This is a genomic window from Streptomyces sp. NPDC056987 (genome assembly GCF_042673865.1).
In the GTDB taxonomy this organism is placed as follows: Bacteria; Actinomycetota; Actinomycetes; order Streptomycetales; family Streptomycetaceae; genus Streptomyces.
Genome location: NZ_JBHURV010000012.1, coordinates 120,132 through 135,151, shown reverse-complemented (window position 1 = coordinate 135,151; position 15,020 = coordinate 120,132). Strand labels below are relative to the sequence as shown.

The following is a 15,020-nucleotide window of genomic DNA, read 5'->3' as shown; positions in this document are numbered from 1 at the left end:
GGGGTCGCGGTCAGCGGTCGAAGTCCAGCTCCATCTCCGCGGTGGCCGGATGGGACTGGCAGGCCAGTACGTACCCCGCGTCGGTCTCCTCCGGTTCGAGCGCGAAGTTGCGGTCCATGGTGACCTCGCCCGAGACCAGGAACGCCCGGCAGGTGCCGCAGACCCCGCCCTTGCACGCGTAGGGCGCGTCCGCGCGGCTGCGCAACACCGTCTCCAGCAGCGATTCGCCCTCCTGGACCGGCCAGGTGCCGGAGCGGCCCCCGAGGCTCGCGGTGAGGGTGCTGTGCGCGGGAGCCCGGACGCCGGGTGCGGCTGAGGCGGCGGCGGAGGGCGCCTCGTCGACGTGGAAGATCTCCTCATGGATGCGGGCGCGCTCCACCCCGAGGCCGCGCAGCGCGCGTTCCGCGCCGGAGACCAGGCCGAGCGGGCCGCACAGGAACCAGCCGTCGACCTCGGCCACCGGGAGCAGCGCGGGCAGCAGCCCGGTCAGCCGCTTGCGGTCCAGACGGCCGGACGGCAGTCCCGTCTGCCGCTGCTCCCGGGAGACGACCGTGACGAGCTGGAACCGGTCGGGAAAGCGGTCCTTGAGGTCGGCGACCTCCTCCAGGAACATCGTGGACGCCACGGTGCGGTCGCTGCGCACCAGACAGAACCGGGCCGTGGGCTCCCGGAGCAGCAGGGTGGCCGCGATCGACAGCACCGGGGTGATGCCGCTGCCTCCGACGATCGCCGCGAAGTGCCCGGGGCGGGGCTCCAGGACGAAGCGGCCGGTCGGCTCCATGACCTCGACGGTGTCGCCCACGGCGAGCTCCTTGAGGGCGTACGTCGAGAACTCGCCGCCCTCGACCAGCCGGATGCCCACCCGCAGCGCCGGCTCGGGGCCCGCCGGGGCGCAGATCGAGTACGTACGCCGGATCTCCTCGCCGTGCGCGGTGCGGCGGCGCAGGGCGATGTGCTGGCCCGGCGTGTGCCGGAACGCCTCGCGCAGCTCGGGCGGGACGGCGAGGGTGAGGGCCACCGCGTCGTCCGTGAGCGGTTCGACCTCGCTGACCCGGAGCGGATGGAACATCTACAACTCCTTGAAGTGGTCGAACGGTTCGCCGCAGGCCGTGCAGCGGCGCAGGGCCTTGCAGGCGGTGGAGGAGAACCGGCTGAGCAGCTCGGTGTCGGTGGAGCCGCAGTGCGGGCAGCGCAGGGAGAGCGTTAGCGGCACCGGTCCGGCGGCGGCTCCCGGCGCCGGGCCCGGGCGCGGCGGCGCTATGCCGGACGCGGCGAGTTTGCGGCGCCCCTCGGCGCTGATGTCATCCGTCGACCAGGCCGGGGAGAGGACCGTGACGACCGAGACCTCCGGCACCCCGTGGTCGTGCAGGACGCGCTCGATGTCCGCGGACATCGTCCCGATGGCCGGGCAGCCGGTGTAGGTGGGGGTCAGCTCCACGCGGACCCGGCCGGGGCCGGAGAGACGCAGCCCGCGCAGCACGCCCAGCTCGGCCAGGGTCAGCACCGGCAGCTCCGGGTCGGGCACGGCGCCGGCCAGGGCGCGCAGCTCCTCCTCCAGCGCCGTCGTGCCCGCCGGTGCCGCACTCCTGTCCGGGGCCGTGCCCGGGGTTGTCACCATGACGCCCCCGGGTGGCTGCGGTGGAGATGCTGCATCTCGGCGATCATCCGGCCGAACGACTCCGTGTGCAGCCCCTGCCTGCCCGCGCCCGCCGTCCAGGCGCCGGACCGGGGGCCGTCCGGCACAGTCAGGGTCGCCCGGCGCAGCACATCGGTGACGGACGCGAGCCAGCTCTCCTCCAGGGCCCGCCAGTCGACGTCGAGGCCGTCGGGGTCGTCGGGTTCGGTGACGGGGTGGAACATCTCGCCGGTGAACCGCCAGAGCGCCCGGCAGGCCCGGTCCATCCGCTCATGGCTCTCCGGTGTGCCGTCCCCGAGCCGCAGCGTCCACTGCTCGGCGTGGTCCTGGTGGTAGGCGATCTCCTTGACCGCCTTGGCCGCGAGTCCGGTGAACTCGCTCTCCCCGGCGGCGAGCTGCCGGTACAGCAGGAGCTGGTAGGTGGAGAAGTAGAGCTGGCGGGCGATCGTGTGCGCGAAGTCCCCGTTCGGCTGCTCGACCAGGTGGAGGTTGCGGAACGCGCGCTCCTCGCGCAGATAGGCCAGCTCGTCCTCGTCCCCGACGAGGGAGAGCAGGAACCGCGCCTGGCCGAGCAGGTCCAGCGCGATATTGGCGAGCGCGACATCCTCTTCGAGGACGGGGGCGTGGCCCGCCCACTCCGCCAGCCGGTGCGAGAGCACCAGCGCGTCGTCGCCGAGCGCGAGAGCCGCCGCCTGGTGTGCGGGCCGCACGGGCCGTTCTGTCGCCGGTACACCGGTCACAGGTGCTTCACCCCCTCGGGGATCTCGTAGAAGGTCGGGTGCCGGTAGGGCTTGTCGGCGGACGGGTCGAAGAACGGGTCCTTCTCGTCCGGCGAGGAGGCGGTGATCGCCGACGACTCCACCACCCAGATCGAGACGCCTTCACCGCGCCGGGTGTACAGATCGCGTGCGTTGCGCAGGGCCAGCTCCGCGTCCGGGGCGTGCAGGCTGCCCGCGTGGGTGTGCGAGAGCCCGCGGCGGGAGCGTACGAAGACCTCCCACAGGGGCCAGTCGGCCGTACCGCTCATGCCGCCGCCTCCGTCCGTGCCGCCGGGCGGTGCTTCTCCGCGTACGCCGCGGCGGCCTCCCGTACCCACGCGCCCTCTTCGTGCGCGCGGCGGCGCTGGGTGATCCGCTCCTCGTTGCACGGCCCGTTGCCCTTCAGCACCTCGTGGAACTCCGCCCAGTCGATCGGCCCGAAGTCGTGCCGCCCCCGCTCCTCGTTCCACCGGAGGTCCGGGTCGGGGAGGGTCAGGCCGAGGGCCTCGGCCTGGGGGACGCAGATGTCGACGAAGCGCTGCCGCAGCTCGTCGTTGGAGTGCCGCTTGATCTTCCAGGCCATGGACCGGGCCGAGTGGGCCGACTCGTCGTCCGGGGGGCCGAACATCATCAGCGACGGCCACCACCAGCGGTCCACCGCGTCCTGGGCCATGGCGTGCTGTGCGTCCGTCCCGTTGCTCAGGGTCAGCAGCAGCTCGTACCCCTGGCGCTGGTGGAAGGACTCCTCCTTGCAGATCCTGACCATGGCCCGGGCGTAAGGGCCGTAGGAGCAGCGGCACAGCGGGACCTGGTTCGTGATCGCCGCGCCGTCCACCAGCCAGCCGATCGCGCCGACGTCGGCCCAGGTCAGGGTGGGGTAGTTGAAGATCGAGGAGTATTTCTGGCGGCCGCTGTGCAGCTTGTCGAGCAGCTCGTCACGGCCGGTGCCCAGCGTCTCGGCCGCGCTGTACAGATACAGACCGTGTCCCGCCTCGTCCTGCACCTTGGCGATCAGGATCGCCTTGCGGCGCAGGGACGGCGCGCGAGTGATCCAGTTTGCCTCCGGCTGCATTCCGATGATCTCGGAGTGGGCGTGCTGGGCCATCTGGCGGATCAGCGACGCGCGGTACGCCTCGGGCATCCAGTCGCGCGGCTCGATGCGCTCCTCGGCGGCCACGGCCGCGTCGAACGCCGCCTCGAAGGACTCCGCCGTCCTTTCCACCGTCGCCTCCTCGGCTGTCCCCGTGGTCACTGCCGTCATCCGGACCCCCTACCGACCGATCGTTCGGTTCATGGACTTCAATGGTGAGTCGGCGGCCCGTAGGGTGTCAACCCTGTGGATAACTGACCGGAGTACGACGGCGATCGGGGCGGGATGGATTCGTACGACGACCAAGGCGGGAAAGCCGGACCGCCACCCGGGGCCGGGATAGCCGGCCTCTCCTTCCGCTACCAGGTGGTGGCCGCCGTCTCGCTCGCGGTCATCGGACTGCTGGCCTGCGTGCACGTCGCGATGGTGTTCCTCCACGTCGCCCCGTCCAACACGCTCACCAAGCAGCACGGCAAGGCCGTCGACGCCTGGGTCTACCCCGAGTTCGAGCAGAACTGGAAGCTCTTCGCGCCCAACCCCCTCCAGCAGAACATCGCCGTCCAGGCGCGCGCCGAGACCGGGTCCGGCGCCGCGCGCCGGACCAGCGAATGGATCGATCTCTCCGCCGAGGACGGCGCCGAGATCCAGGGGAACCTCCTGCCCAGCCATGTCGACCAGAACGAGCTGCGTCGGGGCTGGGACTTCTTCGTCGGATCGCATGACAATCAGAACCGCCCGAACGGGCTGCGCGGCCAGCTCTCCGAGAGCTACATCCGCCGCATCGTGATGCTGCGGCTGGAGACCCACGACGTGGGCGGTCCGGTGGAACGTATCCAGGTCAGGTCGGTCACCACGGCCGTCGCCTCGCCGTCCTGGAGCACGGAGAAGATCAGCACACGCCCGTCCTACCGGGTCTATCCGTGGTGGACGGTGAACGCCGCCGACCTTCCCGGAGGCGTGAAGAACGGCAGCGCGGAGGCGGACCGGTGAGCGAACAGCCCGTGGAACCCTCGCAGCCACGACAGACCGCGGAGCCTGTGGAGCCCGTACGGACGGGAGCGACCGGTCCGCGGCCCGCCTCGGCCGCGGGCCGGCCGCGCCACCTCGAACAGCGGGCCGCGGCCGCGCTCCGGCGTGTCACGGGGTCCGCCCTCGGCCGCTACCAGAGCGCCGTCATCCGGATCGGCTTCGCCGGCACCTGGCTGCTCTTCCTGCTGCGCGAGGTGCCGCACCGCCATGAGCTGTACGGTCCCGAGGGCCCCTGGAGCTGGGACATGGCCCAGCAGCTCATCGCGAAGAACAGCGCATTCTCCGCGCTGATGTGGTCGGACAGCACGGTCTGGTTCGAGATCGTCTACGCCGTCGCCGTCGTCTCCAGCGCGCTGCTGATGCTCGGCTGGCGGACCCGCACCATGTCCGTGCTCTTCATGTTCGGGGTGCTCTCGCTCCAGAACCGCAGCATCTTCATGGGGGACGGCGGCGACAACGTCATCCACCTCATGGCGATCTATCTCGTGCTGACGCGCTGCGGGCAGGTCTGGTCGCTCGACGCCCGGCGCGCCGCCCGTGCGGCGCGCCGCACGGAGATATCCGCCGGGACGGGTGGACCGGACCCGTCGGGACCCGCCGGGGCGGGTGCGGCGGATGCCGTCAGGTCGGCCGTACGGGACCGGGTCGGCCCCGTCCTGTGGGCCGTCACCGGCACGGTCCTCCTCGTCGGCACGCTGACCGACCGGGTCCAGGCCGAGACCTGGCTGCTGGCCCTGTTCTGGGGGGCGTGGGCCGTGCAGGGGCTCTGGTGGGCCGTGAACCGGCGCGCTCCCCACGGCGAGCCGCGCGCGCTGCTGGACGTCCTCGCCAATCTGATCCACAACGCCGCGCTCGCCGTCATCATGGCCGAGGTCTGTCTCATCTACGCCACCGCCGGCTGGTACAAGATCCAGGGCTCGCGCTGGCAGGACGGCACCGCGCTGTACTACCCCCTCAAGCTGGACTACTTCGCCCCCTGGCCCGCGCTCTCGGACCTCTTCGCGTCCAGCGCGCTCGTCGTGATGGTGCTGACGTACGGCACGGTCATCGTGCAGGTCGCCTTCCCGTTCACGCTCTTCAACCGGCGCGTCAAGAACGTCCTGCTCGTCGCGATGATCCTGGAGCACGCGGGGATCGCCGTCCTGCTCGGGCTGCCGTTCTTCTCGCTCGCCATGATCGCCGCCGACGCCGTGTTCCTGCCGACGGTCTTCCTGCTGTGGCTCGGTGGCCGGACCACCGCGGTCTACGACCGGCTGCGTCAGCGGCTGCCCGGCCGGCGGCGCCCCCTTGCCGGGGCGGCCGCCCCGCCCGGGCAGCGGCAGGAGAGCTCCGAGCAGCCACGTACCCTCGTGTAGGTGATCAGCGAGACAGCGGACGAGGGCCTGGAGCCGGTCCAGTACGACGAAGGCTATGGGCCCCCGGTCGGCGTCGGACCGCACGGCGAGCCGTGGCCCCGGGGCGAGTGGTACGACCCGGAGCTGCTCGCCGCCGGTGACCGGCGCAATGTCGCCGACCAGTACCGCTACTGGACCCGCGAGGCGATCGTCGCGGACCTCGACACCCGGCGGCACGACTTCCACGTGGCCGTGGAGAACTGGAGCCACGACTTCAACATCGGCTCCGTCGTCCGCACCGCCAACGCCTTCCTCGCCAAGGAGATCCACATCGTGGGCCGGCGGCGCTGGAACCGGCGCGGCGCGATGGTCACCGACCGGTACCAGCATGTGCGCCATCACCCCGGCACGGAGGAGCTGACGGCCTGGGCGGCGGCCGAGGGGCTGCCGATCATCGGGATCGACAACCTGCCCGGCGCCGTCGCGCTGGAGCGGACCGAGCTGCCGCGCCGCTGCGTGCTGCTCTTCGGCCAGGAGGGTCCCGGCCTGACCGAAGAGGCCCGTCGGCACGCCACGATGGTCTGCTCGATCGCCCAGTTCGGCTCGACGCGCTCGATCAACGCGGGAGCCGCCGCGGCCATCGCCATGCACGCCTGGATCCAGCGGTACGCGGAGATCCCGGCGCCGCCCGCGCCCTGATCCGGCCAGGACCCGGACGCGCGACCTCAGGCCGGACGACCTCAGGCCGGGCGGCGGACCTCCACCGTCCGGAAGCGGTTCGCCACGAACGCCGCGTCGCACAGCGCCGCGTTCGCCGCCGGGTTGCCGCCCGAGCCGTGGAAGTCCGAGAACGCCGCCGTCTGGTTCACGTACACCCCGCCCGTCAGGTTGAGCGAGAGCTGCGCGGACTCGTCCAGGCACACCTCCTCGACCGCGCGCTCCGTCTCCGGGGACGTCGTGTACGCGCCGACCGTCATCGCGCCCTGATGGCGCACCGTGCGCCGCAGCAGCTCCAGCGCGTCCTCCGTCGAGTCCATGGCGACCGCGAAGGACACGGGCCCGAAGCACTCCGTGAGGTACGGCACCTCCTCGCCGCCCTGCCACGCCTTCTCCCAGACCTTGCGGGCGCCGTCGGCCTTCACGATCGCGGGCGTACGGACCACGGCGTCCGGGAAGTCCGGGTGGGCGATCTCCCGCGAGGCCAGCGCGATGTCCCCGAGCCCGTCGGCGCTCTCCAGCCGGGCCTTCACCCCGGGGTTGACCAGCGCGCCCAGCAGCGCGTTGGCCCGGGTGTCGTCACCCAGCAGCCCGGCCACCGAGGCCGCCAGATCGGCCACCACCTCGTCGTACGACTTATCGCCCGCGTCCGTGGTGATGCCGTCGCGGGGGATCAGCAGGTTCTGCGGCGTGGTGCACATCTGGCCGCTGTACAACGACAGCGAGAAGGCGAGGTTGGAGAGCATCCCCTTGTAGTCGTCCGTGGAGTCCACGACGACGGTGTTGACGCCCGCCTTCTCCGTGTACACCTGCGCCTGGCGCGCGTGGGTCTCCAGCCAGTCGCCGAAGGCCGTCGACCCCGTGTAGTCGATGATCCGGACCTCCGGCCGGACGGCCAGGGTCTTGGCGATGCCCTCGCCGGGCCGCTCCACCGCCAGTGCCACCAGATTCGGGTCGAAGCCCGCCTCGGCGAGCACCTCACGGGCCACCCGGACCGTCAGCGCGAGCGGCAGCACGGCGCGCGGATGCGGCTTGACCAGGACCGGATTGCCGGTGGCGAGGGAGGCGAACAGCCCCGGATAGCCGTTCCACGTGGGGAAGGTGTTGCAGCCGATCAGCAGCGCGACCCCGCGCGGCACGGCGGTGAAGGACTTCCGCAGCTCCAGCGGGTCGCGCTTGCCCTGCGGCTTGGACCAGCCGGCCGAGACGGGGGTACGCGTCTGCTCCTGGTACGCGTACGCCACCGCCTCCAGGCCGCGGTCCTGGGCATGCGGGCCGCCCGCCTGGAACGCCATCGTGAACGCCTGGCCGCTCGTGTGCATCACCGCGTGCGCGAACTCGTGGGTCCGTGCACCGATCCGCGCCAGGATCTCCAGACAGACCAGGGCGCGGGTCTCGGGCCCGGCCTCGCGCCAGGCGCCCATGCCCGCGCGCAGGGCGGGCAGCAGCACGTCCGGGTCCGCGTGCGGATACTCGATCTCCAGGGGCGGCCCGTACGGCGAGACCTCGCCGCCGGTCCAGCCGTCCGTGCCCGGCTGGTCCAGCTCGAAGCGGGTGCCGCGCAGCGCCTGGAAGGCGGCGAGCCCGTCGGCGGGGGCGCTGTCGCCGTACGCCTTGGGGTGTTCGGGGTGCGGGGACCAGTAACCGCGCGACCCGACCGTCTCAAGGGCCCGGTCGAGCGTGGGCCGGTGCTTCTCGGCGAGCTGCTGAGGGCTGAGCTGGGCGGCCATCGTGGACCAACTCCTCATCGAGTCAGGCAGGGGGAGCGGGGGGACAAGTACGGGCGGACAGGGTTAGAGTAACCGAACGATCGGTCGGGACAAGGGGATCCGGGCGATCCTGTGGAAAAGCGACGCCGACGGGCGCGCCACCGCCCCCGGAGCGAACGGTCACCCGCCGCCGTGCGCCCACCGACAACAGGAGGATTGCGGCCATGACAGCAATCGGGCCCGGCCGCGTCGTCGCGGTCGTCGGCAGCGGCACGATGGGCCAGGGCATAGCCCAGGTGGCGCTGGTCGCCGGCCACCCCGTGCGGCTCCACGACGCCGTGCCGGGCCTGGCCGGACGGGCCGCCGCCGCCATCGCCGGACGCCTGGACCGGCTGGTCGCCAAGGGCCGGCTCGACGCGGCGGTCCGCGACGCCGCGACCGCCCGGCTGTTCCCGGCAGCGGACCTCGCCGAGCTGTCCGACGCCGCGCTCGTGATCGAGGCGGTCCTGGAGGAGCTGTCCGTCAAGCGCGAGCTCTTCGCGGCGCTGGAGGACGTCGTCGCCGAGGACTGCCTGCTCGCCACCAACACCTCCTCCCTCTCCGTCACCGCCGTCGCGGGCGCCCTGCGGCTGCCGGGACGCCTGGTGGGCACGCACTTCTTCAACCCGGCCCCCCTCCTGCCCCTGGTGGAGGTCGTCGGCGGTCACGCGAGCGACCCGGACGCCGTGACACGCGCGTACGAGACCATGGCGGCCTGGGGGAAGACCCCGGTGCGCTGCGCCGACACGCCGGGCTTCGTCGTCAACCGCGTCGCGCGCCCCTTCTACGCCGAGGCGCTGCGGGTGTACGAGGAGAGGGCCGCCGACCCCGCCACCATCGACGCGGTCCTGCGCGAGTGCGGCGGCTTCCGCATGGGCCCCTTCGAGCTGACCGATCTCATCGGCCAGGACGTCAACGAGGCCGTCACCCGCTCCGTGTGGGAATCCTTCTTCCACGACCCGAAGTTCACGCCGTCGCTCGCCCAGCGCAGGCTGGTGGAGTCGGGCCGGCTCGGCCGCAAGACGGGCCGGGGGTGGTTCCCGTACGGCGAGGGCGCCGCCGCCCCCGTACCGCGTACCGAGGAGCCCTGCGAGGCCCCGGAGACGGTCGGCCTCCACGCCCGCCTCGGGCCCGCCGCCGTCCTGCGCGAGATGATCGAGGAAGCGGGCATCAAGGTCACCCGCGACCGCACCCCGCACGTCTCCGAGGGGTTCCTCGCCCTGCCCGGCGGCACGTCGCTGCGCCTCACCGACGGAACGAGCGCCACAGGTGACCCCTTCGGTCCGGCCATCCACTTCGACCTCTCGCTGGACTACCGATCCTGTACGCGCGTCGCCCTCGCGCCGGGCGACGACGTCGACCCCGCGGACCTGCGGGCGGCCGTCGGCCTCTTCCAGCGGCTCGGCAAGCGGGTCAGCGTCGTCGACGACGTCCCCGGCATGATCGTCGGCCGCACCGTCGCGCTGCTGATCGACTTCGCCTGCGACGCCGCCGCCCGTGGGGTGGCCGGTGCGGAGGACATCGACACCGCCATGAAACTCGGCGTGAACTACCCTGGCGGACCCGGCGAGTGGTGCGACCGGCTCACCTCGGAGTGGGCCCGGTGCTTCCTGTCGACCTTGGACGGGGCGTATCCCGGCGGCCGCTACGCCCCGTCCTCGGCACTGACCCGCCGTGCCGACACCGAAGCGAAGCAGGGGCGTTCATGACCACCGCCAGGCGCGACACCTACACTCCGGAGACCCTGCTGGCCGTGGCGGTCCGGGTCTTCAACGAACGCGGCTACGACGGCACCTCCATGGAGCATCTGTCCAAGGCCGCGGGGATCTCCAAGTCCTCCATATACCACCATGTCGTCGGCAAGGAGGAGCTGCTGCGCCGGGCCGTCAGCCGCGCCCTGGACGGCCTCTTCGGCGTCCTCGACGAGGACGGCGCGACACACGGCCGGGCCGTCGACCGGGTCGAGCACGTCGTCCGGCGCACGGTCGAGGTGCTGATGGCCGAGCTGCCCTACGTGACGCTGCTCCTGCGGGTCAGGGGCAATACGCAGACGGAGCGCTGGGCCATGGAGCGGCGCAGGGAGTTCGACCAGCGGGTCGCCGGTCTGCTCAAGGCCGCCGCCGCGGAGGGGGACCTGCGGGCCGATCTGGACACCAAGCTCGCGACCCGGCTGCTCTTCGGCATGGTCAACTCCCTGGTCGAGTGGTACCGGCCGCACGCGGCCGGCGGCTACGGACGCGACCAGGTCGCGGACGCGGTCGTACGGCTGGCCTTCGACGGCCTGCGCACTTCCTGACGGGCCGCGGGCCTCCTTTACGGACCGCGGGCACCGCCCGCCGCCTACAGGGGCGGCACCCCGCCCCCGCCCGGGTCCAGGTCCGTCTCCTCGAACACCAGCAGCGTGCGCGTCGAGAGCACCTCGGGAATCGCCTGGAGCCTGGTCAGGACCAGCTCGCGCAGCGTCCGGTTGTCCGGGGTGTGCACCAGCAGCAGCACGTCGAAGTCGCCGCTGACCAGCGCGATGTGGGTGGCTCCTGGCAGCTCCTGGAGCTGCTCGCGCACCGTGCGCCAGGAGTTCTGCACGATCTTCAGCGTGAGGTACGCGGAAGCCCCCTGACCGGCCCGTTCATGGTCGACCCTGGCGCTGAAACCACGGATCACCCCGTCGTCGATCAGCCGGTTGATCCGCGCGTACGCGTTGGCCCGCGAGACATGGACACGCTCGGCGACCGACCGTATCGAGGCGCGGCCGTCCGTCTGGAGGATGCGCAGGATGTCCCGGTCGATGGCGTCCAGCGGACGCGGTGGCTGCTCCTGCTCGGCGGCCCGTTCCGTGCCGTCGGCCATTTGTTCAGCTCCCCTGTCTCCCGGACTGCCCGCCATGGACGGCCTGCGTCCATCCCAGGCTGTGGAGAACCGTTTGTCCACAGGCTGGAGGCGTGTGTAGCCAAAATGGCCCGTCGACCGAACAATCGGTAGGGAGGGGGCGCCGCGATCCGGCGTCCGCCCGCTCGCCCGACGAGCCCGTTCGCCCCGACGAGGAGGTGCACGCGTGAAGAAGAGCAGCACGCCGGTCCAGGAACTGCCCACCGCCGCGGCCCGTCCACCCGCCCCGCCACCGGCCTGGCAGCCGCGGACCGACCCCGCACCGCTGCTCCCCGACCCCGAGCCGTACCGCGTGCTGGGTACGGACGCCGTGGCGGGGGCCGACCCCGCGCTGCTGCTGCGGCTCTACACGGAGCTGGTCCGCGGCCGCAGATACAACGCGCAGGCCACGGCCCTGACCAAGCAGGGCAGGCTCGCCGTCTATCCGTCGAGCACCGGCCAGGAGGCGTGCCAGGTCGCCGCCGCCCTCGCCCTGCGCGAGCAGGACTGGCTCTTCCCCAGCTACCGCGACACCCTCGCCGCCGTGGCGCGCGGGCTCGACCCCGTCCAGGCCCTGACGCTGCTGCGCGGCGACTGGCACACCGGCTACGACCCGCACGAACACCGGATCGCCCCGCTCTCCACGCCGCTCGCCACCCAGCTTCCGCACGCCGTCGGGCTGGCCCACGCGGCCCGGCTCCAGGGGGACGACGTCGTCGCGCTCGCCCTGGTCGGCGACGGCGGCACCAGCGAGGGGGACTTCCACGAAGCGCTGAACTTCGCCGCCGTATGGCGCGCTCCGGTCGTCTTCCTCGTCCAGAACAACGGCTTCGCGATCTCCGTACCGCTCGCCAAGCAGTCCGCCGCGCCCTCCCTGGCCCACAAGGCCGTCGGGTACGGCATGCCGGGGCGGCTGGTCGACGGGAACGACGCGGTCGCGGTGCACGCGGTGCTCGGGGAGGCGCTGGCGCGCGCCCGGCGCGGCGACGGCCCCACGCTGGTCGAGGCGGTGACGTACCGCATCGACGCGCATACGAACGCGGACGACGCGACGCGCTACCGCGGGCAAGAGGAGGTGGAGACCTGGCGCGCGCACGACCCGGTGCGGCTGCTGGAGCGCGAGCTGACGGGGCGCGGGGTGCTCGACGAGGACGGCGTCAGGGAAGCCGCCGCCTCCGCCGAGGCGATGGCGGCGCGGCTGCGCGACCGGATGAACGCGGATCCGGTGCTCGACCCCACGGACCTGTTCGCGCACGTCTACGCGGAGCGGACGCCGCAACTGCGCGAGCAGGAGGACCAGCTCCGCGCCGAGCTGGCGGCCGCCGCCGAGCCGGCCGGGGCCTCCGAAGGGTCCGGTGATCCGCGATGACCGACACGCTCACCGAGAAGGCGGCCGTCGCGGCGAAGCCCGCCACGATGGCGCTGGCGCTCCGGCGCGCGCTGCGCGACGCGATGGCCGAGGACCCCTCGGTCCATGTCCTCGGGGAGGATGTGGGCACGCTCGGCGGGGTCTTCCGGATCACCGACGGGCTCGCGGCCGAGTTCGGGGACGAGCGCTGTACGGACACGCCGCTTGCCGAGGCGGGCATCCTGGGGGCGGCCGTCGGGATGGCGATGTACGGGCTGCGGCCGGTGGTGGAGATGCAGTTCGACGCCTTCGCCTATCCGTCGTTCGAGCAGCTCGTCAGCCATGTGGCGCGGATGCGTAACCGCACGCGCGGCGCGCTGCCGCTGCCGATCACGGTGCGGGTGCCGTACGGCGGCGGGATCGGCGGGGTCGAGCACCACAGCGACTCCTCCGAGGCGTACTACATGGCCACGCCCGGCCTCCATGTGGTCACGCCCGCGACGGTCGAGGACGCGTACGGGCTGCTGCGGGCGGCCATCGCCTCCGACGACCCGGTGGTCTTCCTGGAGCCGAAGCGGCTCTACTGGTCGAAGGCCGCGTGGTCGCCGGAGGCGTCGGCCGAGGTCGCGCCGATCGGGCGCGCCGTCGTCCGGCGCCGGGGCTCCAGCGCCACGCTGCTCACGTACGGCCCCTCGGTTCCGGTCTGTCTTGAGGCGGCGGAAGCGGCCCGTGCCGAGGGCTGGGACCTGGAGGTCGTCGACCTGCGCTCGCTGGTGCCGTTCGACGACGGAACGGTGGCGGAATCCGTGCGCCGTACGGGCAGGGCGGTCGTCGTCCACGAGTCCACGGGCTTCGGCGGGCCGGGCGGGGAGATCGCCGCGCGGGTCACCGAGCGCTGTTTCCACCACCTGGAGGCGCCGGTGCTGCGGGTGGCCGGATTCGACATTCCCTATCCGCCGCCCATGCTGGAGAGGCACCATCTTCCGGGAGTGGACCGGGTGCTGGACGCGGTTGCGCGGCTCCAGTGGGAGACGGAGAGCTGATGGCGCAGGTGCTGGAATTCAAACTGCCTGACCTCGGTGAAGGACTGACCGAGGCGGAGATCGTCCGCTGGCTGGTGTCGGTGGGGGATGTCGTCGCCGTCGATCAGCCGGTCGTCGAGGTCGAGACGGCCAAGGCGATGGTCGAGGTGCCCTGCCCCTACGGCGGTGTGGTGACGGCGCGCTACGGCGAGGAGGGAACGGAGCTGCCCGTCGGGGCGCCGCTGCTGACCGTCGCGGTGGGCGCCTCGGCCCCGGCCGGCGAGTCCGCACCCGCTGCCGCCGCCCCCGCGCCGGATCCGGTGGCCGATTCCGCGCCCACGCCCGCGCGGGACCCCGCGCCGTCCCGGGAGGGCGCGTCGGGGAATGTGCTGGTCGGGTACGGCACGGGCGCGCCGGTGGCCCGTAGGCGCCGGGTCCGGCCGCCCGTCAACGGGGCCCGTACGGCCCCGTCCGCCGTCCGGGGCGGCGGGGCGGCGGGCGCACCGGGGCCGGTACCCGGGCCGGTCGCCGTGGTCTCTCCCCTGGTGCGCAGGCTCGCCCGTGAGCACGGCCTCGATCTGCGGACGCTCACGGGCTCAGGCCGGGACGGACTGATCCTGCGGTGCGACGTCGAGCGGGCGATACGGGAAGGCGTTACCGCGTCGCAGACCGAGGGGGCCACGGTGGCCACCGCCTCCACAGTGGGCACCGCCTCCACGCCGGCCGGCACTTCCACCGCGGCCACCGCCTCCACGACGCGGTCCGGGGCGACGCGGGTGGCGCTGCGGGGTGTACGGGGCGCGGTCGCGGAGAAGCTCACCCGCAGCCGGCACGAGATCCCGGACGCCACCTGCTGGGTCGACGCGGACGCCACGGAGCTGCTGGCCGCCCGGGCGGCGATGAACGCGGCGGGCGGGCCCAAGGTCTCGCTGATCGCGCTGTTCGCCAGGATCTGCACGGCGGCCCTCGCCCGCCACCCCGAGCTGAACTCCACCGTGGACACGGCGGCCCGGGAGATCGTGCTGCTGCCCGAGGTGCATCTCGGCTTCGCCGCACAGACCGACCGCGGGCTGGTCGTTCCCGTCGTACGGGACGCGCACACCCGCTCCGCGGAGTCACTGGGCGCCGAGTTCGCCCGGCTCACGGAGGCGGGCCGGTCCGGCGCGCTGACGCCGCGGGAGCTGACCGGCGGCACCTTCACCCTCAACAACTACGGGGTGTTCGGGGTCGACGGCTCCACCCCGATCATCAACCACCCCGAGGCGGCGATGCTCGGCATCGGGCGGATCGCGGCCAAACCCTGGGTCCACCAGGGCGAGCTGGCGGTGCGTCAGGTCGTTCAGCTCTCGCTCACCTTCGACCACCGGGTCTGCGACGGCGGTACGGCGGGCGGCTTCCTGCGCTACGTGGCGGACTGCGTCGAGCAGCCGGCGGTGCTGCTGCGCGCCTTGTGAGGAGGGCGAGTTCGAAGAA

Annotated in this window: 15 protein-coding genes; 8 read left to right on the top strand and 7 right to left on the bottom strand. The window is 72.7% G+C overall.

What is annotated here, in order from left to right; translation table 11 throughout:
• Positions 1–10: 10 nt before the first annotated feature.
• Genes ACFTZC_RS16700 through paaA form a run of 5 tightly spaced genes read right to left on the bottom strand, consistent with a single transcriptional unit; the run spans position 11 to position 3,655 of the window.
• A complete protein-coding gene (locus ACFTZC_RS16700) occupies positions 11–1,069 on the bottom strand; it encodes a 2Fe-2S iron-sulfur cluster-binding protein (protein ID WP_382890237.1) in 1,059 nt (352 codons plus the stop codon).
• The gene (gene paaD, locus ACFTZC_RS16695) at positions 1,070–1,618 is read right to left on the bottom strand and encodes a 1,2-phenylacetyl-CoA epoxidase subunit PaaD (protein ID WP_382890235.1); all 549 of its coding nucleotides are present in this window, start codon (positions 1,616–1,618) and stop codon (positions 1,070–1,072) included.
• The gene (gene paaC / locus ACFTZC_RS16690; RefSeq protein ID WP_382890233.1) at positions 1,612–2,346 is read right to left on the bottom strand and encodes a 1,2-phenylacetyl-CoA epoxidase subunit PaaC; all 735 of its coding nucleotides are present in this window, start codon (positions 2,344–2,346) and stop codon (positions 1,612–1,614) included. Before paaC ends, paaD begins: the two co-directional genes overlap by 7 nt.
• A gap of 26 nt (positions 2,347–2,372) precedes the next feature.
• Entirely contained in the window at positions 2,373–2,663 is a 291-nt protein-coding gene (gene paaB / locus ACFTZC_RS16685; protein ID WP_382890231.1) for a 1,2-phenylacetyl-CoA epoxidase subunit PaaB, read from the bottom strand.
• Complete coding sequence (paaA, locus tag ACFTZC_RS16680; protein WP_382890229.1) at positions 2,660–3,655, bottom strand: 1,2-phenylacetyl-CoA epoxidase subunit PaaA; 996 nt, start codon at positions 3,653–3,655, stop codon at positions 2,660–2,662. Before paaA ends, paaB begins: the two co-directional genes overlap by 4 nt.
• A gap of 114 nt (positions 3,656–3,769) precedes the next feature.
• Here paaA and ACFTZC_RS16675 point away from each other — a divergent pair, with 114 nt between their 5' ends.
• Genes ACFTZC_RS16675 through ACFTZC_RS16665 form a run of 3 tightly spaced genes read left to right on the top strand, consistent with a single transcriptional unit; the run spans position 3,770 to position 6,546 of the window.
• Positions 3,770–4,474, top strand: coding sequence for a DUF5819 family protein (locus ACFTZC_RS16675; protein WP_382890227.1), 705 nt, complete (start codon positions 3,770–3,772; stop codon positions 4,472–4,474).
• 47 nt (positions 4,475–4,521) lie between these two features.
• Positions 4,522–5,868, top strand: coding sequence for an HTTM domain-containing protein (locus ACFTZC_RS16670; RefSeq protein ID WP_382890357.1), 1,347 nt, complete (start codon positions 4,522–4,524; stop codon positions 5,866–5,868).
• Positions 5,869–6,546, top strand: a complete 678-nt coding sequence (locus ACFTZC_RS16665; protein ID WP_382890225.1) for a TrmH family RNA methyltransferase — start codon at positions 5,869–5,871, stop codon at positions 6,544–6,546.
• Positions 6,547–6,587: 41 nt separating this feature from the next.
• On the opposite strand, the gene paaN is transcribed toward ACFTZC_RS16665, so the two are convergent.
• Positions 6,588–8,294: a phenylacetic acid degradation protein PaaN gene (paaN, locus tag ACFTZC_RS16660; protein ID WP_382890223.1), complete on the bottom strand. Its 1,707-nt coding sequence runs from the start codon at positions 8,292–8,294 to the stop codon at positions 6,588–6,590.
• 203 nt (positions 8,295–8,497) lie between these two features.
• Between paaN and ACFTZC_RS16655 the strand changes: the two genes are divergently transcribed.
• Both ACFTZC_RS16655 and ACFTZC_RS16650 read left to right on the top strand, forming a co-directional pair.
• Positions 8,498–10,021, top strand: a complete 1,524-nt coding sequence (locus ACFTZC_RS16655; RefSeq protein ID WP_382890221.1) for a 3-hydroxyacyl-CoA dehydrogenase — start codon at positions 8,498–8,500, stop codon at positions 10,019–10,021.
• Positions 10,018–10,608 (top strand): TetR/AcrR family transcriptional regulator, encoded by a 591-nt coding sequence (locus ACFTZC_RS16650; RefSeq protein WP_382890219.1) that lies wholly within the window; start codon positions 10,018–10,020, stop codon positions 10,606–10,608. Before ACFTZC_RS16655 ends, ACFTZC_RS16650 begins: the two co-directional genes overlap by 4 nt.
• A gap of 44 nt (positions 10,609–10,652) precedes the next feature.
• Here the strand turns inward: ACFTZC_RS16650 and ACFTZC_RS16645 are convergent, their stop codons facing one another.
• Complete coding sequence (locus ACFTZC_RS16645) at positions 10,653–11,159, bottom strand: Lrp/AsnC family transcriptional regulator (protein WP_365807627.1); 507 nt, start codon at positions 11,157–11,159, stop codon at positions 10,653–10,655.
• Positions 11,160–11,364: 205 nt separating this feature from the next.
• Between ACFTZC_RS16645 and pdhA the strand changes: the two genes are divergently transcribed.
• From pdhA to ACFTZC_RS16630, 3 genes are read left to right on the top strand one after another with little or no spacing between them, the layout of a single operon-like run.
• Positions 11,365–12,546 carry a pyruvate dehydrogenase (acetyl-transferring) E1 component subunit alpha gene (gene pdhA, locus ACFTZC_RS16640; RefSeq protein WP_382890218.1) on the top strand — a complete coding sequence of 394 codons (1,182 nt, stop codon included), beginning with the start codon at positions 11,365–11,367 and terminating at the stop codon, positions 12,544–12,546.
• Positions 12,543–13,568, top strand: coding sequence for an alpha-ketoacid dehydrogenase subunit beta (locus tag ACFTZC_RS16635; protein ID WP_382890216.1), 1,026 nt, complete (start codon positions 12,543–12,545; stop codon positions 13,566–13,568). Before pdhA ends, ACFTZC_RS16635 begins: the two co-directional genes overlap by 4 nt.
• Positions 13,568–15,001, top strand: coding sequence for a dihydrolipoamide acetyltransferase family protein (locus ACFTZC_RS16630; protein ID WP_382890214.1), 1,434 nt, complete (start codon positions 13,568–13,570; stop codon positions 14,999–15,001). The genes ACFTZC_RS16635 and ACFTZC_RS16630 overlap by 1 nt, the downstream gene beginning before the upstream one ends.
• The last annotated feature ends 19 nt before the right edge of the window (positions 15,002–15,020 follow it).